Consider the following 21,339-nt stretch of genomic DNA (forward strand, 5'->3'; position numbering starts at 1 on the left):
GCCCCACCTCACGTCGACGGGTCGCGGTCGGGGTAGCGGGCGCGGGCCAGCGCGTACACGCCGAACGCGGCGAAGCCGGCGGCGACCGCGCCCAGCAGCCAGGGCCCGGCGTCGACCGATGCTATGGCGGTCATCGCGCCGTCCAGGCCGGTGGCGGTGGAGACGTCGGCGGTGGCAGCCGCCTGCCACAGCAGCACTCCCACCAGGCCGAACGCGACGCCCTTGGCGACGTAGCCGACCCGCCCGACCGCCTCGATCACCGGCTCCCAGCGGTCGGGGGCGGTGGGCAGGTCGATGTCCTTCATGAAGCCGCCGGTCAGCCCCCGCACCAGCGTGTAGAGCCCAACGGCGACCACGCCGGCCGCGACGAGGAGGACCAGCGCCGCCCCTCCCGGCACCTCCAGCGTCTCACCGGTGAGCTCGCGCAGCCGCTCGTCGGCCTCGTACTCCAGGCCGAGGGCGAACAGCAGCCCGGTCGCCCCGAGGACGGCGTAGACGGCCGCCTTGGCCAGGCACTTCGCGCAGACGAACGCCGTCCGCAGGACGTGCCGGCGGTCGAGCAGCCCCCGCCACCACAGCAGCACCTCCCCGGCCTGCCACAGCGCCAGGCCCAGCATCCCCAGGCCGATCAGCCAGAGCAGCACCGTGCCGCCCGGCGTGCCGGCGACCGCCTGCAGCGCGCCGGTCTGGTCGGCGTCGGTGCGGGCGCTGCCGCGCGCCAGCTGCGCCGCCAGCCAGCCGATGAGCAGGTGCAGGACGCCGTAGGCGATCAGGCCGACCCGGGCGACCGCCTCGAGCACCGGGTGGTCGGTGACACCACGGGCGGACTCGACCAGCCGGTGGATCCAGCCCCGTTGCAGGAGGAGGACCCCGTCCTCCGCGCCGTTCGCGGGCTCACGGTGAGCCACTGGACGGGACCGCGAGGGGCGGGGGGCAGGGGGGTCCTCCATCAGGTGCGCTCGGGATAGCGGGCGCGGACGAAGCAGTAGGCGCCGAACGCGGCGATGCCGACGGCAACCAGCGTCAGCAGCACCCGGCCGAAGGGGGCGCCGAGGATGGTGCGCAGCGCACCGTCCAGCCCGGTGGCCCGGGCCGGGTCGAAGGTGACGGCGGCGTAGACCAGCAGCCCGCCCACCACGCCCAGCGCCACGCCCTTGGCGGGGAAGCCGACCTGTCCCAGTCGGGTGACCAGCCGGGTCGTCTGCGGGGAGGCCGAGCCCAGCTCGACCTCCTCGAGGAACCGCTTCGACACGCCCTTGTGCACCAGGTAGGCGCCGACGCCGATGACGACGAGGCCGACGAGCGCCACGAGCCAGCGTCCGGCCGGCCAGCCGAAGACGCCGGCCGCCGACTGCTGGCCCCCGCTCGAGCCTCCGCTGGTCGCGGTGCGGACGGCCAGCACGGCGAGCACCAGGTAGAGGACGGCCTTGGCGACCGACTTGACGGTCTTCTCCAGGGCCTTCTTCCGGGCGTCCCCGGACGACGACAGCGGGCTCCGCCAGCGCAGCACCTCGGCCGCCTGCCAGGCCGCGAGCGCGACCAGCCCGACGGCGAGCAGCCACAGCAGCGGCCGGCCCAGCGGCTGCTCGGCCAGCGTGGCCAGTGCGCCGGCCTGGTCGGCGGACTCGCCACTGCCCCCACCCCAGGCCAGCTGGAGTGCCAGCCAGGCGAGCAGCAGGTGGACCACGCCGTAGGCGATCAGCCCGACGCGGGCCAGGTGCTCGAGGGCGTCGCTGTCGCCCGCCCGGCCCGCGGCTCCCGCGGCGCGCCCCGTCGTCCCGCTCATGGCCGGCTCCTCCCCGAACGCTGCACCGTCCCCCGCGAGATGATCAGCGTGGCACAGCGCGGAGTCGGCCGCTCCCGGCGAGATCGGCGACTGGCCCCGACACGACTGGCTCGGCGACGACGGGGCCGGCCTGCGGCGGGCCGCGGCCGCCGTCGGCCGGTGAGGGACACTCTGTGTCGTGGCGAGCGGTGCAGCGGTGACGGCGGGGGAGCGGACGAGTCCGGAGCAGGCCCGGCGGGCGTGGCCCCGGTGGCTGGTCGGCGGGGTCGCGCTGCTGGTGGTCGCCGCGGTCGCGGTCTTCTGGGCAGACGGCGGCGCGCGGCTGGTCCTGGGGGCGGGCGGCGCGCTCCTGGCCTGGCGCGGCGGGCAGCTGGCGGCCGGGGCCGCCGGCCGGGGACGGGCGGTGGGCTGGGCGGTGGCCGCCGCCGGCGTGCTCGCCCTGACGTTCGCGTTCGGCTCCGCGGGCGTCGCGGGCTGGGTGCTCCTGGTGGCCGTTCCGGCCGGGCTGCTCGCCGGGGCGCTGACGCTGCTCGGCAGGGGCGGTGCGGTGCGCCGCAGCGGCCAGGCCGCCCTCATCTGGTGGGCGCTGGTCACCGGCCTGCTGGTCGTCACCGGGCTGCTGGCCGACTGGGAGCGCGCGGCCGACGGTGCCACCCTCGTCGGGGCGCTGGGCCTGGGCCTGCTGGGCGTCGTCCTGCTCGTCGGTGCCTCGAGCCTGCGGGCCATCGCCGCACAGCCGGCGCCGGCCCGGCCCGCGGCCTGCGCCGGGTGCGCGTGCGGCGCCGGCGGCTGCGGCATCCCGCGCTGAGCGTCCGACCCGGCCAGGCAACGCCGGTTGCGTGCCGGTTCACCCCCGGCCCGGCGGGGCACCCCTCCGACCGTGACCGGACACGTCTTCGTCGTCGGCGCCGACCTGCGCCGGCTGGTGTGCGACGACGTCCTGGTGCCCACCGACCGGTCGTTGCGGGTCACTCCCTCGTGGCGCGGCATGCTGCCCGACGACGTCGTGACCAGCGAGGACCGCGGCGGCGTCTGCCTCGACCTCCGCTGGCGCGGGGACGAGCGGGTGCTGGAGCTGCCCGGCGGGCGGGTCGGGGACGCGGGGCGGGCGCTGTGGCTGGTCGACACCGTCCACGAGGAGGAGCGCGACCCCGACGACGCGCTGCGCTGGCTGGTCGACGGCGCGCGGGAGGCCCTGGCCGCCGTCGCCCGGCGAGAGGTGCCCGACCCGGTGCAGGGGCGGGCCCGCCGGCTGGTCGCGCTGCCGGCCCTCGGCACCGGCTGGGGCGGGGCGGCCGGACAGCGCGGCACCCTGCTGCAGCGGCTGCTGCCCGTGCTGCGCGAGGGCGCCGCCGAACACGGCTTCGACGTCGCGCTGGTGCTGCGCGGGCCCAGCGACCTGGCCGCGGCGCAGCGGGTCCGCCGAGCCGAGGCGAGCAGCTGGGACCTGCCCGGGCACCTGCGGGAGCTGGCCGAGGACCTCGGTGAGCGGGCCCGCCGCGGGCAGCTGGCCGCCTTCGTCGGCGCAGGCGTCAGCGCCGCCGCCGGGCTGCCCACCTGGGAGCAGCTGCTCGACGAGCTGGCCGAGCGGTCCGGGCTGGACGACGCACTGCGTGACGGGCTGTCCGGGCTGCCGGCCCAGGACGCCGCCGCGCTGCTGGCCCGTGAGCTCGGCCGCGAGCAGCTGGAGGGCTTCGTCAAGGAGCGGTTCGGGCCCGGGCACTACGCGCTCGCGCACGCCCTGCTCGCCGACCTGCCGGTGCAGGAGTTCGTCACCACCAACTACGACCCGCTGGTCGAGCTCGCCGCCGCGGACATCGGCCGGGACCTCTCGGTGCTGCCCTTCGACGACGCCGTCCCCGGCCGGCCGTGGCTGCTCAAGCTGCACGGGGACGCCGCGCACCCCGAGAGCGTCGTGCTCACCCGCGAGGAGTACCTGCAGTTCGGCGACACGCGCGCGGCCCTGGCCGGGGTGCTGCACTCCCTGCTGCTCACCCGGCACGTGCTCTTCGTCGGCACCTCGATGCAGGACGACGACCTGATCCGCATCGCCCACCAGGTGCGCAGCGCCACCCGGGCCCCCGGCGCGGCACCGCGGCAGCGCAGCGGCACGGTGCTGGCGCTGCTGGACGACCCGGCCCGCGCGCGGCTGTGGGAGCAGGACGTGCAGACGGTGGCGATCGCGCCGGGCGACACCCCGCCGGCCGAGGCCGCCCGGCTGCTGGAGGTGCTGCTGGACTGCATCGGCTGCCTGTCCACCCCGCCGACCGGCTACCTCCTCGACCCCGCCTACCGGGGGATGCTCTCCGCCGAGGAACGGGCCCTCGCCGAGGCGCTGCAGCAGGTGGAGCGCACGGTGCCCGACAGGGCGTCGTCCTCGGCGGTCGGCGAGGTCACCGCACTGCTGCGCCGGCTGGGCTCGCAGGTGTGCACGCCCGACGGACCGCCGCCGGACGAGGCCAGCGCCCCGCACGACGACCGCCTGCAGGAGCAGCGCCCGGGGTGAACCGGAGGACCACCCCTCCCCTCGCGACTCGGCCCCTCTCAGGCACCGCCGCGGCCTCGTCCCGAAGCTCACGCCGAGCCTGCGAGGGGTGAGGAGGACGGGGTCCTCTCACGGTGGGGGTCCTCCTGCTGGAGGGTGGCCGTTCCAGCACCTCACCGGAGGGGCCGCGGTGTGAGCCGGCGAGGTCTGGGGCACACGGGCCCCCGTGCGCCGACCCCGACTCGAGAACAGCCCCCTCCTGTTCGCCAAGGGCTACGGCTGGCTGCCGGACGCCCGGCGGGCGCGCGGCCGCCGGACCGTCGCGGTCCGGCTCGGTGGCCTGCCCGCACTGGGGATCCAGGGCCCGGACGCCGCCCGCTTCCTGTACGACGAGGACCACGTGCACCGGTCGCACGCCATCCCCGAGCCGGTGCGGGGCACGCTGTTCGGCAAGGGCGCGGTGCACACCCTCGACGGGCAGGAGCACCGCACCCGCAAGGCGATGTTCGTGTCGCTGCTCATGGACCACGACCGGATCGCCCCGCTCGTCGACTCCGCCACGGCCGCCTGGGACGCCGCGGTCCCCGGCTGGGTGGACCGCGGGGAGGTCGTGCTCTTCGACGAGGCGGCCGCGGTGCTCACCCGGGCGGCCTGCGACTGGGCCGGCGTCCCCCTGACCGACGACGAGGTCCCCTCCGTCGCCCGGGATCTCACCGCGATGGTCGACGGCTTCGCCACCGGAGGGCCCCGGCACTGGCGCGCCCGCCGGGCACGCGGCCGCCGGCAGGCGGAGCTGTCCCGGCTCGTGGCGGACGTGCGCAGCGGCGCGGTGGCGGTCCCCGGCGGCTCGGTCGTCGACGTCGTCGCCCGGCACCGTGACGCCGACGGCGAGCGGCTCGACCCGCACACCGCGGCGGTCGAGCTGCTCAACGTGATCCGCCCGACCGTGGCCATCAGCTGGTTCCTCGCCTTCTCCGGGCACGCGCTGGCCCGCTGGCCGCAGCACGGCGAGCGGCTGGCCTCGGCCGAGCCCGCGTTCGCGGAGGCCTGGGCGCACGAGGTGCGGCGCTTCTACCCGTTCGCGCCGTTCATCGGCGGGCGCGCCCCGCGCGAGGTGGAGTGGGACGGCGAGCGGGTGCCGGCGCACTCGATGGTGCTGCTGGACCTCTACGGCCAGAACCACGACCCCGCGCTGTGGGGCGACCCGTACACGTTCCGCCCGGAGCGCTTCCTCGACCGGGAGATCGGCGCCTTCGAGCTGGTGCCCCAGGGCGCCGGGGACCCGAGCACCAACCACCGCTGCCCGGGGGAGCAGGTCACCGTCGCCGTCCTGGCCGCGCTCGCCGTCCGGCTCGCCCGGCTGCAGGCCGACGTCCCGGCGCAGGACCTGTCGATCTCGCTGCGCCGGATCCCGGCCAAGCCGGCCAGCGGCGTGGTGCTGCGGGTCCGCGGCACCGACTGAACCGGCTCCGTCGCGCTCCGTTGCGAACGCGCCGGGGACGGCGCCAGGTGTCGGTACCGCGTGGTGTCATCGCAGGGCCGTACGGACGAGGAGGACGGGACATGGGCAGGTGGCTCGCGCCGCTGGTGGGCGTGGTCGGTCTGCTGGCGCTCGTCGTCGGCATGGCCTGGGCCGAGCTCGACAAGAGCACCATCAACGGCGTGCCCCTGGTCGGCGCCGGCGGCGTGCTGCTCCTGGCCGCGGCGATCGTGGCCGCCTCCGCGGAGGTCTCCACCCGCCGCCGGGACGCGCTGCCCCGCTGAGCCGCCACGAGCGGCCCCTGCACGGTCCCGCCGGCCCCGTCCGGAGGCTCACCCCGAGCGTGCGAGGGGTGAGGGGGACGGGGCCCTCCGACGGGTGGCAGGGGCAGGGGGTCCTCCCTCAGGCGAGGCGGGCGAGTTCCCCGGGCAGGTCGCCGGGGGAGAGCACGCCGAGCCGCTGGGTGGCCCGGGTGAGCGCCACGTAGAGGTCGTTGTGCCCGCGCACGCCCTCGTCGAGCACCCGCTGCGGGTCGACGACGAGCACCGCGTCGAACTCCAGGCCCTTCGCCTCGGCCGGCGTGAGCACCACCGGCCCCCGCGACGAGTCGGCGTCCGGGCCGGACGAGACGCCGTCCACCCGGGCTGCGGCCGCTGCGGTGAGCTCGGCGACCCGGCCGGCCGGGGCGACGACCGCGGTGGTGCCCTCGTGCGCCGCCCACTCCTCGACCACCTCGGCGGCGCGGGCGGCCAGCCCGTCCTCCCCGGTGACCTCCGCCCACGGCTCGGCGGTTCCCGGCCGGACCGAGCGCGGTGCACTCGCCCCGGTGCCGCCCGCGGCGAGGACGTCGGCGGCGACCGCCATGATCTCGGCCGGCGTCCGGTAGTTGACCGTGAGCTCCTCCAGCCGCCAGGCGTCGCCGACGTGCGGCCGCAGCGTCTCGTCCCAGACGGCCGCGCCGGCCAGCGTGCCGGTCTGGGCGAGGTCGCCGACGGCGGTCATCGACCGGGTCGGGCAGCGGCGCACCAGCAGCCGCCAGGCCATCGCGGAGAGCTCCTGGGCCTCGTCGACGACGACGTGCCCGAACGTCCAGGTGCGATCGGCGGCGGCCCGCTCGGCGGTGGTGCGGGTGTCGAGCGCCCGCTGCCGCTCGGCCAGCTCCTCGGCGCTGATCAGGTCGCCGGCGCTGAGCACCTCGGCCTCCAGGTGCTCGTCCTCCAGGTCGATGGAGCGCGAGCCGTGCAGCACGTCGAGGGTCTCCTGCGCCTCGGCCAGCCGCCGGCGGCGGTCCCGCTCGGCGCGGGCCCGCTGCGCGCTGTCGTCGAAGCCGAGCAGCTCCTCGGCCTCCTCCAGCAGCGGGACGTCGGCCGGCGTCCAGCCCGATCCCCGCGGCCGGTGCAGCAGCGCGCGCGTCCGGTCGTCCCACCCCGGGGTGGCGGCGGCGACGCGGGCGGGGTCGGCGAACAGGTCGGTCAGCAGCCGCTCGGGGGTGAGCACCGGCCACAGGTCGTCGACGAGCAGCCGGACGGCCGGCTCCTCGGCCACCTCGCGGCGCAGCGCGGCGGTGTCCTCGCGGTCGAGCAGGTCCGAACCGCCGTCGATGCCCAGACCGATCCGCTCGGCGTAGCGGCGGGTGAGCAGGTCGACGACGCGGCGGGCGAACACCGGTCGGGCCAGGTTGTGCAGCGAGTCGGCCCGGCGGGCGGCGTTCTGCGCGCGCTTCACGTCGATCGGCCGCAGCCGCAGCGCGAACCCGTCGACGGTCACCTCGCGCGGGGCGTCGGGCACGACCTGCCGGTCGGCGACGGCGCGCTCGAGCACCTCCACCATCTCCAGCCGGCCCTTGACCGCGGCGGTCTCCGGCGACTCGGTGCCGCGGGCGTCCAGGCCGGGGCGCAGCTGGCCGAGGCCGGCCAGCAGCACGCCGGTCTCGCCGAGGGAGGGCAGCACGTCGGCGATGTAGCGCAGGAACGTGGGGGTCGGGCCGACGACGAGCAGGCCGCGGCGGGCCAGCCGTTCGCGGTGGGTGTACAGCAGGTAGGCCGCGCGGTGCAGCGCGACGGCGGTCTTGCCGGTGCCCGGCCCGCCCTGCACGACCAGGACGCCGCGGTCGTCGGCGCGGATGATCCGGTCCTGCTCGGCCTGGATGGTGCGGACGATGTCGGTCATCCGGCCGGTGCGGGCGGTGTCGAGGGCGGCCATGAGCGCGACCTCGCCGGTCAGCCCCGACCCCGCGACCCCCTCGGTCAGTACCTCGTCGTCCAGCCGGACGACGGTGCGCCCGCGGGTGCGGATGTGCCGGCGGCGCGCCACGCCCAGCGGGTGCACCGGGGTGGCGGTGTAGAACGGCCGCGCGGCCGGCGCCCGCCAGTCGACCAGCGCGGGGTCCCCGCCGGCGTCGTCGGCGGCCAGCCCGATGCGGCCGATGTAGAGCGGGCCGTCGTCGGTGCGGTCGATCCGGCCGACGCACAGGCCGGCCTCGGCGGCGTCGAGGGCGGTGACCCGCTCGGTCTGGAAGCGGACGGTCGCGTCGCGCTCCTGCAGCGCCTGCGGGTCGACCGCGGGCCACGAGATGGCCTGCTTCAGCCGTCGCTCGGCCAGGTCGCGGGCGGCGTCGAGGCGGGCGTAGAGCTCCTTGACGTACTGCTGTTCGGTGTCGATCTCCGGGTGGGACACGACCTCGGGCTGCGTCGTCGGCACTGCACGTCTCTCTGTCGGTACTCGTCTGCGGCAACAGACGAACGTCCATGGTGCCCACGCATTCCCCGCCCGGGGGTCAGGCGCCGCCGTGCGGTCGGCCACGGACGCGGCGTCACCGGTCTGCGACGGACAGCGCGGACAGGGGACCCACGAGCCGGTCGGCCAGCTCGGCCGGACGGTCCAGCGGACCAGGTGGCCGCCGGGCAGACCGACCGCACGAGCTGGTGGTGACCGCCCCGGCCCGCGGACGCGGGGCCCCTGCGACACGCGGGGCGGCGGCACGCGGACGGACGGCGACGGCAACCCGGAGGTCACCTCCACGACACGTCGGCTGCCTAGCGTCGGGCGTGCGACCCCAGGAGGTGCCCCATGAGCCCGACCACCAGTGACATCCGGACCGATCCCCGGCTCCGGCGCAGCGCGCGCACGCGCACCCGGCCGCATCCGGACCGCAGCGCCTGGACCTGCCCCAACTGCCAGCGGGAGACCCTGCCGCCGCGCAAGCGCTGCGCGGACTGCGGCACCTCCCGCTACTGAGTCCCCGTCCCGGGTCCCGCCGGCCCCGTCCGGAGGCTCACCCCGAGCGTGCGAGGGACGGGGCCCTCCGACGGGCGGCGGGGGGCAGGGGGTCCTCTCTCAGGCGGCGGGCGGTGCCCCGCGCAGCCGCACGACGGCGGCGCGGTAGCGGCGCCGGCCGGCCAGCCGCCAGGCCAGCCGGGTCGACGTCGGCAGCCCCGCGAGCAGCCGGGCCCGGTCGCCGGCGCAGGCGTCCTCGAGGGCCAGGCCGAGCACCAGCGAGCGCTCGCGCCGTGACAGCGGGCAGCGCGCCGCCCCGGTGACCTCCGCCCACGCCGCGGGGGAGAGGTGCGCGGCCAGCAGCGGCAGCAGGTCGCGCTCCTCCTCGGCGGTCTGCTCCGCCACGGCGTCCGCCGTGTCGAGGCAGGCCAGCGTGAAGGCGTCGCGCGCCTTGTCCGAGCAGGCGACCGCCCACTGCCGCGCGGCGGTGGACAGACCGCGCAACCGGTCGTCGAGGCCGGCGACGCGGGCGGTCCACTGCGCCACCAGCGGCCGGGCGGCCGGCGCCGCGCGCAGCAGCGCCGGCCAGACCAGCTCGCGCTCGGTGGCGTGGTGGTGCAGCAGCAGCCGGCCGAGCAGGTCGGCGTGCCGGGTCAGTTCCCGGGTGCGCTCGACGTCGTCGGCGGAGGCCCACGCGGACAGCTCGGCCAGCAGCCGCAGCTCGCGGCGCACGAGCCGGTGCAGCAGCAGCTCGGAGGCGACCGCGCGGGGGGCCGGCACGTCGGCCGGCGGGTCGTCGGTGGGTGTCCGCAGGGCGGAGGGACGGCGGAGCGCCGCGGCGGCGGGCATGGAGCACCTCGGTGCGGTCGGCGGGACCGGACGACAGCCCAGCGTAGGAACAGCGTCCCCCTGCGCGACAGGGCTCTCCGTCCCTGTCGCGCCGCGCCGTGGACCACGACGCGCGGCGAGGGGAGGGACAGGAGGGGTCCGGGACGGCTACGTTGCGGCGGTGAGCGTGATCGCCCGGAACCGGGTCCGCGTGAGCGGGGTCGACGACGGTCGGCCGATGGTCTTCGCGCACGGCTTCGGGTGCGACCAGGAGATGTGGCGCCTCGTCGCACCCGCGTTCGAGGTCGACCACCGCGTCGTCCTCTTCGACCACGTCGGCTCCGGCCGGTCGGACCTGTCGGCGTACGACCGCGTCAAGTACGGGTCGCTGGACGGGTACGCCGCCGACGTCGTGGAGATCTGCCGCGAGCTGGCCCTCGACGACGTCGTCTTCGTCGGGCACTCGGTGAGCGCGATGATGGGCGTGCTGGCCGCGGCCTGCGCCCCGGGCCTGTTCGGCGCGCTGGTCATGGTCGGGCCCAACCCGCGCTACGTCGACGACGGCGACTACACCGGCGGCTTCTCGCGGGAGGACATCGCCGCGCTGCTGGAGTCCCTCGACAGCAACCACCTGGGCTGGTCGGCCGCGATGGCGCCGGTGATCATGGGCAACCCCGACCGGCCCGAGCTCACCGCCGAGCTGACCAACAGCTTCTGCCGCACCGACCCCGACATCGCCCGGCAGTTCGCCCGCGTCACCTTCCTCTCCGACAACCGCGCCGACCTGCCCGGAGTCCGGGTGCCCACGCTGGTCCTGCAGTGCACCGCCGACGCGATCGCCCCCGAGGTGGTGGGCCGGTACGTGCACGAGCAGGTCCCGGGCAGCGTCCTCACCCGGCTGGCGGCCACCGGGCACTGTCCGCACCTGTCGGCGCCGGAGGAGACGACCGCCGCGATCCGCGCCTTCCTCGAGTAGCCCCGCCATGGACGACCCGCGGCGACCGGACCCCCGCGAGGGTCCTGCCGGGCTGCGCCGACTGCTCGAGGACGACCCGGCCGACCTGTACGAGAACGCCCCGTGCGGCTACTTCTCCGCGCTCCCCGACGGCCAGCTCGTCAAGGCCAACCGCACCTTCTGCGAGTGGACCGGCCGGCCGGTCGGCGAGCTGATCGGGGTGCGCTTCCAGGAGCTGCTCAGCATCGGCGGGCGGGTGTTCTACGAGACCCACCTGGCGCCGCTGCTGCGGATGCAGGGCATGGTGCGGGAGGTGGCGCTCGACGTCGTCCGGGCGGACGGGTCGCTGCTGCCCTGTCTGCTCAACGCCGTGGAGGTGCGCGACGCCCGCGGCGCGCCGCTGCTGGTGCGCGCGACCGTGTTCGAGGCGACGTCCCGGCGCCGCTACGAGCGTGCGCTGCTGGCCGCCCAGCGGGCGGCCGCGGAGTCCGAGCGCCGGGCGCGCACGCTGCAGCAGGTGGTCTCGGAGGTGTCGGCGGCGGTCACGGCACGGGACGTGGCCGAGGTGATCGTGCGCCGCAGCCGGGAGGCCGTGGGGGCCAGCGGCGCGGCACTGTGGCTGGCCGGCGAGCGGCGCGCGAGCCGCCGGGCGGAGCCCTCGGTGCCGCCGCTGGAGCTGGTCGCCGCCGGCGGGATCCCGGCCGACCTGCTGGACGCGATGGAGTCCGCGGCGCTCGGCGGCGCCGAGCTGGTGCGCGACGGCGGGGTGCACACGGTGCCGCGGGGGGCGGGGCTGCGTGCGGTGTGGCCGGCTCTGGCCTCGGTGATGGAGGAGCACGGGCAGGAGGCGCTGGTCGTCGTCCCGGTGGACGCCGACGCCCGCCACCTGGGGGCGCTGGTGCTGCTGCTCGGGGTGACGGGGGACACCGGGCTGATCGACCTCACCCCGCCGGGCGAGCGGGGCACGCTGGTCCAGGCCGACGCCGACCTGCTGGCCACCGTCGGCCGCCAGGCGGGACAGGCGATCGAGCGGGTGCGGCTGTACGAGGAGACGGCGCGGCACGCGGAGCGCTCGGCCTTCCTGCTCGACGCGGCCCGGCTGATGTCCTCGGCCGGGGACGTCACCGAGACCGCGGAGCGGCTGGCCGAGCTGGCCGTGCCGCGGCTGGCCGACGTCTGCGTCATCGATCTGGCCGGCGAGCACGGCCTGGCCCGGGCGGCCGCGCGGCACGGCGACCCGGCGCGGCAGAAGCTGGCCGCCGCGCTGCAGGAGCGGCACCTGCCGTACCGCGAGTCACCGCACCCGGCCGTGCAGGCCATGGAGCTGGGCCGGACGGTGTGGATCCGCGAGGTGACCGACCGGTGGCTCGCGCAGATCACGCTCGACGAGGAACACCTCGGGGTCGCCCGCGCCCTCGAGCTGGTCAACCTCGTCTGCGTGCCGTTGCTGGCCGACGGGCGCGTCCTCGGCGTCCTGAGCCTGGGCAGCGACCGGCGGCGCGGGGCGTTCACGCCGGCCGACGTGGAGGTCGCCGAGCAGCTGGCGCTGCAGGTGTCGCAGGTCGTGGACAAGGCGCAGCGGCTGGAGCTGGAGACCCGCACGTCGCACACGCTGCAGGCCAACCTGCTGCCCCCGGCCCCACCGCCGGTGCCGGGGCTGGCCGTCGCCGTCCGCTACCTGCCCGCCAGCCGCGGCGCCGACGTCGGCGGCGACTTCTACGACGTCGTCCCGCTGCCCGGCGGGCAGGTGGCGCTGGCCGTGGGGGACGTCGTCGGGCACGACATCACCGCCGCGGCGGTGATGGGGCAGCTGCGCAGCGTCTACCGGGCGCTGCTGTCCGACCGGCCGCCGCCGAGCGCGGTCATCGACCGGCTGCAGGCAGGGTGGTCGCTGCTGGGACTGCAGCTGATGGCCACCGCCCTGTTCGCGGTGCTCGACCCGGAGACGGGCCGGCTGCGGATGGCCTCCGCCGGGCACCCGGCACCGCTGCTGGTCGCGGGCGGGAGGGCGGAGCTGATCGACGTGCGGCCCAGCCGGATGCTGGGCGCGCCGCCGGCGCCGGGCCCCGCGGTGGAGTGGGCCGGGGTGCTCGCCCCGGGCGCGACGCTGCTGTTCTACACCGACGGGCTGGTGGAGAGCCGGGACGCCGACCTCGACCGGGGCCTGGCGACGCTGATGGACGCCGCGGTGCGGGCCGGCACGAACGACCCCGACGAGCTCTGCGACCGGCTGCTGGCCGAGCTGGCGAGCGGGGTGCGCGCCGACGACGTGGCCCTGCTGGCGATCACCCGGCGCCCCTAGACCCCCGGCCCTGCGAGGGCCACCATCGGCGCAGGGGCACGTGCGGCGCGGGAGGCGGCCATGGAGCGTCCACCCAACCCGGTGACCGAGTCGATCGACGGGGCCACCGGCGACATCACGATGTCCGGCGACGCGATGCGCTGGTCACCGGAGCTGGCCGACGGACAGGCGCGGGCGGTCGGTGCGCCCGGTGCCCTCCCCGGGGTGGACGTCGCCGCCGGGTTCGGTGCGCTGCTCGGCCTGGACGCCCCCGGGGTGCGCCGGCTGGTCTCCGACGCGGTCACCTCGCTGGCGACGGTGGCCGGGGACGTCGTCGCCGAGCTCCGCCAGCTCACCCGGGGCACGGAGGGCGAGGAGCCGGCCGACGACGACGAGGAGGAGCAGGCGCCGCCCGACCCACCGCCGTCGTCCCCGCCGTCGCCCGCGGGTTGACCACGGGGTCGGTGCCGGGGACGCGCGACGAGGCGCCGCCGGTCCCGGCAACGACCCGGTGACCACGGCCGGAGTCGGCCGTGCCGCCCACGTCGCCGCCCTGTACAACCAGAGGGCACAGCCACATCGACGTGGGGAGTCGCACCGCATGAGCAGCTCGCTGACCCTGGCGCCCGCGCCGCCGTCCCAGGCCGCCGAGGAGGTCCGCGCCCAGGTGCGCGAGTTCCTGGCCGAGGAGCTGGCCGCCGGGACCTTCACCACCCACGTCGACACCTGGTTGTCCGGCGTCGACCCGGCGTTCTCGCGGAAGCTCGGCGAGCGCGGCTGGCTGGGGATGACCTGGCCGAAGCAGTACGGCGGGCACGAGCGCTCGGCGATGGAGCGCTACGCGGTGACCGAGGAGCTGCTGGCGGCGGGCGCCCCGGTGGCGGCGCACTGGATCGCCGACCGGCAGTCCGGGCCGAACCTGCTCCGCTACGGCACGGAGGAGCAGCGGCGGGAGATCCTGCCGAGGATCGCCGCAGGGGAGTGCTACTTCGTCATCGGCATGAGCGAGCCGGACTCCGGCTCCGACCTCGCCTCGATCCGCACCCGCGCCGCGCGCAACGGCAACGGGGACTGGGTGGTCAACGGCGCCAAGGTGTGGACGTCCAACGCCCACTTCTCGCACTACGGGATCGTGCTGGTGCGCACCTCACCGGCCGACCCGGCGAGCCGGCACGCGGGGCTGTCCCAGCTGCTGGTGGACCTGTCGCTGCCCGGCATCACGATCAACCCGATCCGCATCCTCGACGGCGGCCACCACTTCAACGAGGTGGTCTTCGAGGACGTCGTCGTCCCCGGCGACATGCTGCTCGGGGAGAAGGGCGCCGGCTGGCACCAGGTGACCGCGGAGCTGGCCTTCGAGCGGTCCGGGCCGGAGCGCTTCCTGTCGACCTACCCGCTGCTCGCGGAGTTCGCCCGGCGCGCCGGCGACACCGGGGACGCCGCGCAGCTGGCCACCCTCGGCCGGCTCTCGGCGCGGCTGCTGGCGCTGCGCCAGCTCTCGCTGCGGATCGCGGCGGCGCTGGACCGCGGTGAGCTCCCCGACATCCCCGCGGCGCTGGTCAAGGACGTGGGGACGACGTTCGAGGCCGACGTCGTCGACGAGATCCGCCGGGTGGTCGAGGTGACCGTGTCGCTGGAGTCGCCGGACCCGCTGGGGCGGGCGCTGGCCGAGGCCCAGCTGCACGCGCCGGGCTACACGCTGCGGGGCGGGACCAACGAGATCCTGCGCGGGATCGTGGCGCGGGGGCTGGGGCTGCGATGACGACGGTGGGTGAGCACCGCGGCCGGGAACGAGCGAGCGCGGACGCGAGCCAGGGGGCAGTGCGATGAGCGACCAGGACCTGGTGGTCGAGACCGTCCGCGACATCCTCTCGGCGCACGAGCCGTTCGCGCTCACCGCGGACACCGCGTGGGACGCCGGGCTGTGGGCCGACCTGGCCGAGGCGGGGCTGACCGGCGTCGGGCTGCCCGAGGAGGCCGGCGGGTCGGGCGGTGAGCTGGCCGACGCGGTGGCCGTCGTCCGCACGCTGGCCGCCGGTGCCGGGGCGGTGCCGGTGGCCGAGCAGCTGCTGGCCGCCGGGCCGGCGCTGCTGGCGGCCGGCCTGGACCTGCCCGACCCGGCCGAGCCGCTGACGCTCGCGGTCGCCGGCGCGGTCACCGCCGAGCCGGTGGACGACGGCGACGGCCCGGGGCGCTGGCAGCTCACCGGCTCCGCGACCGACGTCGCCTGGGCCGGGGTGGCGCAGCACGTCGCGGTCCTCGCAGCGGCGCCCGAGGGCATCGAGGGCGCGGTGCTGGCGCTGGTCGACGCTGAGGGGCTGGCGACCAGCGACGCGCGCAACCTGGCCGGGGAGCCGCGCGGCTCGCTGGTGCTCGGCGGTGCGCCGGCGGCCGGAGCGCTGCTGACCCCGGCGAGGGCCGCGGAGGTGCGGGCCCGGTTCGCGCTGGCGCGGGCGGTGCAGCTGGCCGCGGCGCTGGAACGGGTGCTGGCCTGGACCGTGCAGTACGCCGGGGAGCGGCACCAGTTCGGTCGGCCGCTGGGCAAGTTCCAGGCCGTGCAGATGGAGCTCGCGGAGATGGCCGGCGAGGTCACCGCGGTGACCGCGCTGACCGACGCCGCCGTCCAGGCCCTCGGGCGGGGGGACGACGTCGTCCTCGCCGCGGCGGCGGCCAAGGTGCGCGCCGGGGCGGCGGTCGAGGCGGTGGCCCGGCTGGCGCACCAGGTGCACGGCGCGATCGGGTTCACCCAGGAGCACAAGCTGCACCACCTGACGCGGCGGCTGTGGTCCTGGCGGGACGAGGCCGGGTCGGAGCTGACCTGGTCGCAGGTGCTCGGCGTCGGGCTGCTCGCCGAGGGCGGCGACGGCCTCTGGCCGGCCCTGACCCGGGTGGTCTGAGGGAGGACCCCCTCGCCCCCGCCACTCGCGAGCTGGCGGCGGGACCCGGCAAGGGGCCGCGGCGGGCCCCTCGCCGGGAGGCCGCCAGGGGCCGGCCGGGGCGACCCGGCCGGCCCCGCGGCGATCAGGCGGTCTCGGGCACCCGCAGGTGCGCGAGCACCAGGTCGAACTCGGCGACCTCGAGGATCCGGCTGCCCATCGCGGCGGCGAACTCCTCCCGGACGGCGGTGGCGTCGGTGCGCGAGCGCTCCAGGGTCTCCCGGTCGGCGTAGGTGACCGATGCGGCGCCCCGCCCCTCCCAGCGGTCGACGAGCAGGCTGGCACTGCAGAAGCCGGCCATCTCCTCGAGCCGGGGCAGCAGGCTCAGCCGGTAGGCGTCGAGGACCTGCTCCACCCGGTCGGGGTCGGTGCGCGTCCAGGTGACCCGGGTGCAGGCCCCGTCCGGCGCCTCGTGCACCCGGTGCAGGACGGCGATCTCCCACGTCTGCAGCTCCGGCGGTCCGCCCAGGATCTGGGCGAACCGGGCCCGCAGGGGCCGGAGCTGCTCGGCGGTCTCGGACATCGCGGCCTCGTCGGCCCACGACGTGGTCGCGATGCAGCGGCCGGAGCCGCGGTCGGCGAGCATCGACAGGCCCACGTAGCCGGGCAGGCCCTCGACGGCCGGCATGACCCTGTCCCGCAGGAAGGCGACGCCGTCGTCGACCGCCTCCGGGTCGCCGTGGACGGTGACGGTGCGCGCGTACACGGGCGGCTTCCTCTCGGCGCGGGTGCCGGCGGAGGCCACCCCGGCCTGCTCTGCGGCGCTCACGCGGTCTCGGGTACCCGGAGGTGGGCGAGGACGAGGTCGAACTCCCGGACGTCGGTGACGGCCAGGCCGAGCGCCGGCACGAACTCGTCGCGCAGCGCGCGGGCGTGCTCGCGGGTCTCGATCATGTCCTCCCGGCTGTCGTAGGTGACCGCGGAGACGGCCATGCCCTCGGCGGCGTGGGTCATGAGGCTGACGCTGCAGAAGCCGGCGAGGTCGTCCAGCCGCGGCATCAGGCTCATCCGGAAGGCGTCGATGCTGCGTTCCATGTCGTCGGGGGCGCCGCGCAGCCAGGTCACCCGGGTGCAGGCGCCGTGGTGGGCCTCGTGCCGGCGGTGCATGGCCGACACCTCCCACTCGTGCACCTCGACCTCGCCGCCGAAGACCTCCCTGGCCCGGTCGCGCAGCGGCCGGACCCCCTCGGCGCTGGCCTGCATCGTCTCCCGGTCCCGCCAGGACGTCGTCACGATGCACATCCCGGACTCGGAGTCGGCGATCATGGACAGTCCGATGCAGCCCTCCATGCTGCGGACGGCGGGCATCACCTCGTCGCGGACGTAGTCCGTCCCACGGTCGACGGATTGCGGGTTGCCGCGGATGGTGGTCGAGCGTGCGTACACGTCACCGCTCCTCTCCCAGGCGCGCTGGGGTTCTCGGGCGGCGGTGCTCGGGCGGCATCGCCGCGGCGCCCAGCGTCCTCGCGCCCGGGCCGGCAGGCAATGTCCCGGTGCGCCGCCGTCGGGACGACGGCCCGCGCCGGCGGCGGGCGGCCGCGGCAGCCCGCTCACCGGGGTCCGCGGGCGGGCAGCAGTCCCTCCTCGTGGTCCAGCTCGCGCTCCAGGATCCGCAGGCCCGCGTCGGGCAGCTGGCCCACCTCCCGCCAGCGCAGCAACTCGTGCCGTTGCGCGTCCAGCACCTCCCGGCGCAGGCGCAGCGCCGCCTCGTACTGAGGGGACAGGGGGATCTCCCCGCCCTCCGCGTTCTGCAGGAGGTCCAGCCGCCGTCGGTAGCGGTTGAGCCGGGGGGTCAGCTGGGCACGGAGGCCGGCGATCACCTGGTCGTCCACGTCGTCGTGCTGCTGGGCCTCGATCTCGGTCAACCGGACGAGCGCGGCCTCCACCGAGGCCGCCCGGGCCTCGTTGCGCAGCCGGGCCTGGTCGGCCTGGTCGGCGCGCAGGTCCAGCGCGCGCACCAGCGGGGCGAAGGTCAGCCCCTGCCCGACGAGCGTGACCAGCACGGCCAGGAAGGCGCAGAGCAGCAGCAGGTTGCGGTCGGGGAACGGCTCGCCGGTGTCGGTCACCAGGGGCAGCGTGAAGATGGCAGCGAGGCTGATGACTCCCCGGGTCCCGGCCCAGCTGAGGACGACGATCTCGCGGCCGGTGAGCCGGGGGACGCCGTCCTCCTCCGGCGTGCCGTCGCCGTGCCCGCCCAGCCGCGTGTGCAGGGCCTGCGGCAGGTGCTCGGTGAGCCAGAGCCAGAGCGGGCGCAGCAGGAGGACGACGCCCACGGTGACGGCGGCGGCGGTGACGATCGTCGAGGTGTCGTACTGGTCCAGCCCGCGGATGACCATGGGCAGTTGCAGGCCGATGAGCAGGAAGACGATGCCCTCGAGCAGGAAGTCGACCAGCCGCCAGACGGCGTCGGTCTGCAGCCGGCTGGCACCCGAGGCCCAGCTCGGGTTGTTGTGCCCGATGACCAGCCCGGCGACGACGACCGCCAGCACGCCGGACACGTGCAGCGACTCGCCGAGCAGGTAGGCGACGAACGGCGTGGCCAGGGAGACGGCGTTGGACGACAGCGGGTCGCTGCGCAGCCGGCGCAGCGGCCGGACGGCGTAGGCCACCGCCACGCCGGCGGCCACGCCCCCTGCGGCGGCGACGACGAACTGCAGGACGGCCGCGGGGGTGGAGAACCCGTCGCCGCGGGCCGCGGCCACCGCGACCGAGAGGATGGTGAGCGCGGTGGCGTCGTTGAGCAGGCCCTCGCCCTGGATGAGCGTGATCAGCCGCGGCGGGAGGCCCACCTTGCGCCCCACCGCGAGGGCCGCCACCGGGTCCGGCGGCGCGACGGCGGCGCCCAGCGCGATCCCGGCGGCGAGCGTCGCGCCGGCGACGAACAGCGCGAAGCCGACGCCGATGAGCAGCGCCGTCGCGGTGACGAGCAGGACCGACAGGCTGACGACCGTCCGCAGGTTCCGGCGGATGGCCAGCAGCGAGGAGTCCAGCGCCGCGCTGTAGAGCAGCGGTGGCAGCACGAGGGTGAGGACCAGCTCGGGGTCGAGCGCGACGTTCGGGCCGGGCAGGTAGGCGTAGGCGATGCCGGCCAGGGTCAACAGCGCGGCGGCCGGCAGGCCGGTGCGTCCGGCGACCCACCGCACCCCGACGATCACCGCGACCGCACCCAGGACCAGCAACACCGCAGTCTCCGCGTGCACCTGCACAGTCTTCCCGACGGCCGTGATCCTCCGGGTCGACGCCCGGGCTCGAGCCGCTCACACCGGAGGACGCCGGTCCCCTCGCCGTACCGTCCGACCGGACGGGGGCCCGATGGTGGCCGCCGTCCGGCCATCCCGGGCAGCATGCCGGGGTGACCACTGCCGGCGACGCCCACGGGCACACCCACCGTCTCGACCTGACCGACGCCACCGTGCGGGAGTGGGACGCGACGGTGGTCGCGGCCGATCCCGAGCGGGGCGTCGTCCTCGACCGCAGCGCCTTCTACCCGGGCGGCGGTGGGCAGCCCCCGGACGAGGGCGTGCTCCTGTGGGGCGGCGTCCGCACGCGCATCGCCGGCACCCGCAGAGGCGACGAGCTGTACCTGGTCCCGGTGGAGGGCGATCCGGTGCCGCCGCCGGGCACCGCCGTCCGCGGGGCGCTCGACGACGAGCGGCGGACGGCGCTGATGCGGACGCACTCGGGCCTGCACGTGCTCACCGGCGTCGTCCTGCGCGACTTCGGCGCGAAGGTCACCGGCGGCAACATGGAGCCGCTGACCGCGCGCATGGACTTCGACCTGGCCGAGGTGCCGGCCGACTTCAAGGACCGCGTGGCCGAGGCGGTCAACGCCGAGATCGCCGCGGACCGGCGCATCGAGGTGCGGACGCTGCCGCGTGCGGAGGCCTACGCGATCCCCGATCTGATCCGGACGGCGACCGACCTGCTGCCGCCCGACATCGAGGAGGTCCGGATCGTCGACATCGTCGGCCTGGACCTGCAGGCTGACGGCGGCACGCACGTGGCCTCGACGGCGATGGTCGGCCGGGTCGAGGTGGTCAAGATGGAGAACAAGGGCCGCGGTTTCCGCCGGCTGCGCATCCGCGTCGTCTGACGTGCCGGTCCCGGGCCGGGAGCGGTTCAGCTCCCGGCCCGGGGACCGGGTGGTGCTCAGGCGACGTTCGACGCCACCGCGGCGTCGATGGGGACCCGCGGCACGGGGATCGGCGGCAGTGCCGCGGTCGCGGGGGCCGCGTCCAGGTCCAGCGACCGCAGCACGTCGTCGCCGTAGATGTCCTGCACCCAGTTGGGCTGGTAGACGGTGTCGAGGTACCGCTCACCCAGGTCCGGGGCGATGGTGACCGCGGTGAGCTCCCGCCCGCCGTTCTCCTCGTGGCGGGCCAGCCAGCTCGTGGCCCCGCTGACCACGGTGCCGGTCGAGCCGCCGAACAGGAAGCCGCGCCGGGCCAGCCGGTGGCAGGCGCGGACGGTGTCCGCCTCCTCCACCATCACCAACTCGTCGACGTAGGACTCGTTGAGCAGCGGCGGGCGGACGCCCATGCCCAGACCGGGGATCATCCGCGTGCTCGCCGGACCGCCGAACGACACCGAGCCGACCACGTCGACGGCGACGATGCGCACCGAGGGGCGGTGCTCGCGGAACCACCGGGCGCAGCCCATCAGGGTGCCGGTGGTGCCGGCCCCGACGAACAGGACGTCCAGCTCCGGGAACTGCCGGGCGATCGCCGGCGCGGTCTGGCGGTAGTGCGCCTGCCAGTTGTTCTGGTTCTCGTACTGGTTGAGCCACAGGTACCGGGGGTCGGCGGCACACCGAGCCCTCACGTAGTCCATCCGCGCACCGAGGAGGCCGCGGGCCGGGTCGGCCACCTCGGTGACCACGTGCACCTCGGCGCCGAGCGCCTCCATCAGCAGCCTGGTCTGCAGGTTGCAGCGGGGGTCGGTCACGCACAAGAACCCGTAGCCCTTGCTCGCCGCGATCATGCTCAGCGCGACGCCGAGGTTGCCCGACGAGGACTCGACGATGACCGACCCCGGCTGCAGCCGACCCTCACGCTCGGCGGCCGCCACCATCCCGCTCGCGGCCTTGAGCTTCACCGATCCGGCGAAGTTGAGCCCCTCGACCTTGAGGAACAGCGGGTGTCCGATCACCGACCGCAGGTCGATGAACAGGTCGTGCTGGTTGTACTCGTGCGGCTGGGAGATGACGGTCACGATCGGTTCTCATCTCGTCGGCGCGGAACTGCGGTGTCCCGCGCGGCCCGTGGGTGGATCCCCTGGAGACAAGAGTCCGGTGTGGCGCCGCTTGATTCGACCGTGCCGACCCCCGGATCGACCCGGCATTCCCCCACGGTCGGGGTGGGGTCATCCCCACC

At 76.2% G+C, this 21,339-nt stretch carries 19 protein-coding genes; 11 read left to right on the forward strand and 8 right to left on the reverse strand.

The window, feature by feature from the left end; translation table 11 throughout:
• Positions 1–8: 8 nt before the first annotated feature.
• A complete protein-coding gene (locus BMW27_RS08090; protein ID WP_245743376.1) occupies positions 9–908 on the reverse strand; it encodes a DUF1206 domain-containing protein in 900 nt (299 codons plus the stop codon).
• Between the two features lie 41 nt (positions 909–949).
• Complete coding sequence (locus BMW27_RS08095) at positions 950–1,786, reverse strand: DUF1206 domain-containing protein (RefSeq protein WP_091442088.1); 837 nt, start codon at positions 1,784–1,786, stop codon at positions 950–952.
• A 178-nt stretch (positions 1,787–1,964) separates the two neighbouring features.
• Between BMW27_RS08095 and BMW27_RS23655 the strand changes: the two genes are divergently transcribed.
• From BMW27_RS23655 to BMW27_RS08115, 4 genes are all read left to right on the forward strand, one after another.
• Entirely contained in the window at positions 1,965–2,594 is a 630-nt protein-coding gene (locus BMW27_RS23655) for a hypothetical protein (RefSeq protein ID WP_217638082.1), read from the forward strand.
• 72 nt (positions 2,595–2,666) lie between these two features.
• Positions 2,667–4,292, forward strand: a complete 1,626-nt coding sequence (locus BMW27_RS08105; protein ID WP_091442092.1) for an SIR2 family NAD-dependent protein deacylase — start codon at positions 2,667–2,669, stop codon at positions 4,290–4,292.
• 205 nt (positions 4,293–4,497) lie between these two features.
• Positions 4,498–5,733: a cytochrome P450 gene (locus BMW27_RS08110; RefSeq protein ID WP_091442097.1), complete on the forward strand. Its 1,236-nt coding sequence runs from the start codon at positions 4,498–4,500 to the stop codon at positions 5,731–5,733.
• A 101-nt stretch (positions 5,734–5,834) separates the two neighbouring features.
• The gene (locus tag BMW27_RS08115) at positions 5,835–6,035 is read left to right on the forward strand and encodes a hypothetical protein (protein WP_091442101.1); all 201 of its coding nucleotides are present in this window, start codon (positions 5,835–5,837) and stop codon (positions 6,033–6,035) included.
• A gap of 118 nt (positions 6,036–6,153) precedes the next feature.
• On the opposite strand, the gene BMW27_RS08120 is transcribed toward BMW27_RS08115, so the two are convergent.
• Positions 6,154–8,451, reverse strand: coding sequence for a HelD family protein (locus BMW27_RS08120; RefSeq protein WP_091442105.1), 2,298 nt, complete (start codon positions 8,449–8,451; stop codon positions 6,154–6,156).
• 369 nt (positions 8,452–8,820) lie between these two features.
• Here BMW27_RS08120 and BMW27_RS23295 point away from each other — a divergent pair, with 369 nt between their 5' ends.
• Positions 8,821–8,988, forward strand: coding sequence for a hypothetical protein (locus BMW27_RS23295; protein WP_175486424.1), 168 nt, complete (start codon positions 8,821–8,823; stop codon positions 8,986–8,988).
• A gap of 99 nt (positions 8,989–9,087) precedes the next feature.
• Here the strand turns inward: BMW27_RS23295 and BMW27_RS08125 are convergent, their stop codons facing one another.
• Complete coding sequence (locus BMW27_RS08125; RefSeq protein ID WP_091442107.1) at positions 9,088–9,816, reverse strand: hemerythrin domain-containing protein; 729 nt, start codon at positions 9,814–9,816, stop codon at positions 9,088–9,090.
• Between the two features lie 160 nt (positions 9,817–9,976).
• Here BMW27_RS08125 and BMW27_RS08130 point away from each other — a divergent pair, with 160 nt between their 5' ends.
• The 5 genes from BMW27_RS08130 to BMW27_RS24295 all read left to right on the forward strand — a co-directional run bounded on the left by BMW27_RS08130 (position 9,977) and on the right by BMW27_RS24295 (position 15,928).
• Positions 9,977–10,771, forward strand: coding sequence for an alpha/beta fold hydrolase (locus tag BMW27_RS08130; protein WP_091442110.1), 795 nt, complete (start codon positions 9,977–9,979; stop codon positions 10,769–10,771).
• A gap of 7 nt (positions 10,772–10,778) precedes the next feature.
• The gene (locus BMW27_RS08135; RefSeq protein WP_091442113.1) at positions 10,779–13,052 is read left to right on the forward strand and encodes a SpoIIE family protein phosphatase; all 2,274 of its coding nucleotides are present in this window, start codon (positions 10,779–10,781) and stop codon (positions 13,050–13,052) included.
• Between the two features lie 60 nt (positions 13,053–13,112).
• Positions 13,113–13,484, forward strand: coding sequence for a hypothetical protein (locus BMW27_RS08140; RefSeq protein ID WP_091442116.1), 372 nt, complete (start codon positions 13,113–13,115; stop codon positions 13,482–13,484).
• 148 nt (positions 13,485–13,632) lie between these two features.
• Complete coding sequence (locus BMW27_RS08145) at positions 13,633–14,793, forward strand: acyl-CoA dehydrogenase family protein (protein WP_091442119.1); 1,161 nt, start codon at positions 13,633–13,635, stop codon at positions 14,791–14,793.
• Between the two features lie 64 nt (positions 14,794–14,857).
• The gene (locus BMW27_RS24295) at positions 14,858–15,928 is read left to right on the forward strand and encodes an acyl-CoA dehydrogenase family protein (RefSeq protein ID WP_091442123.1); all 1,071 of its coding nucleotides are present in this window, start codon (positions 14,858–14,860) and stop codon (positions 15,926–15,928) included.
• A 124-nt stretch (positions 15,929–16,052) separates the two neighbouring features.
• Here the strand turns inward: BMW27_RS24295 and BMW27_RS08155 are convergent, their stop codons facing one another.
• The 3 genes from BMW27_RS08155 to BMW27_RS08165 form a co-directional block, all read right to left on the reverse strand.
• On the reverse strand, positions 16,053–16,736 hold the full coding sequence (locus BMW27_RS08155; RefSeq protein WP_342707432.1) for a hypothetical protein: 684 nt from the start codon (positions 16,734–16,736) through the stop codon (positions 16,053–16,055).
• Positions 16,733–17,353 (reverse strand): hypothetical protein, encoded by a 621-nt coding sequence (locus tag BMW27_RS08160; RefSeq protein ID WP_091442126.1) that lies wholly within the window; start codon positions 17,351–17,353, stop codon positions 16,733–16,735. The genes BMW27_RS08155 and BMW27_RS08160 overlap by 4 nt, the downstream gene beginning before the upstream one ends.
• Positions 17,354–17,517: 164 nt before the next feature.
• Entirely contained in the window at positions 17,518–19,149 is a 1,632-nt protein-coding gene (locus BMW27_RS08165) for a Na+/H+ antiporter (RefSeq protein WP_245743378.1), read from the reverse strand.
• A 170-nt stretch (positions 19,150–19,319) separates the two neighbouring features.
• Here BMW27_RS08165 and BMW27_RS08170 point away from each other — a divergent pair, with 170 nt between their 5' ends.
• Positions 19,320–20,060, forward strand: coding sequence for an alanyl-tRNA editing protein (locus BMW27_RS08170; RefSeq protein WP_091442130.1), 741 nt, complete (start codon positions 19,320–19,322; stop codon positions 20,058–20,060).
• A gap of 56 nt (positions 20,061–20,116) precedes the next feature.
• On the opposite strand, the gene sbnA is transcribed toward BMW27_RS08170, so the two are convergent.
• Positions 20,117–21,178 carry a 2,3-diaminopropionate biosynthesis protein SbnA gene (gene sbnA, locus BMW27_RS08175; RefSeq protein WP_091442133.1) on the reverse strand — a complete coding sequence of 354 codons (1,062 nt, stop codon included), beginning with the start codon at positions 21,176–21,178 and terminating at the stop codon, positions 20,117–20,119.
• Between the last annotated feature and the right edge of the window lie 161 nt (positions 21,179–21,339).

The organism is Geodermatophilus poikilotrophus, from assembly GCF_900111455.1.
Classification (GTDB): Bacteria; Actinomycetota; Actinomycetes; order Mycobacteriales; family Geodermatophilaceae; genus Geodermatophilus; species Geodermatophilus poikilotrophus.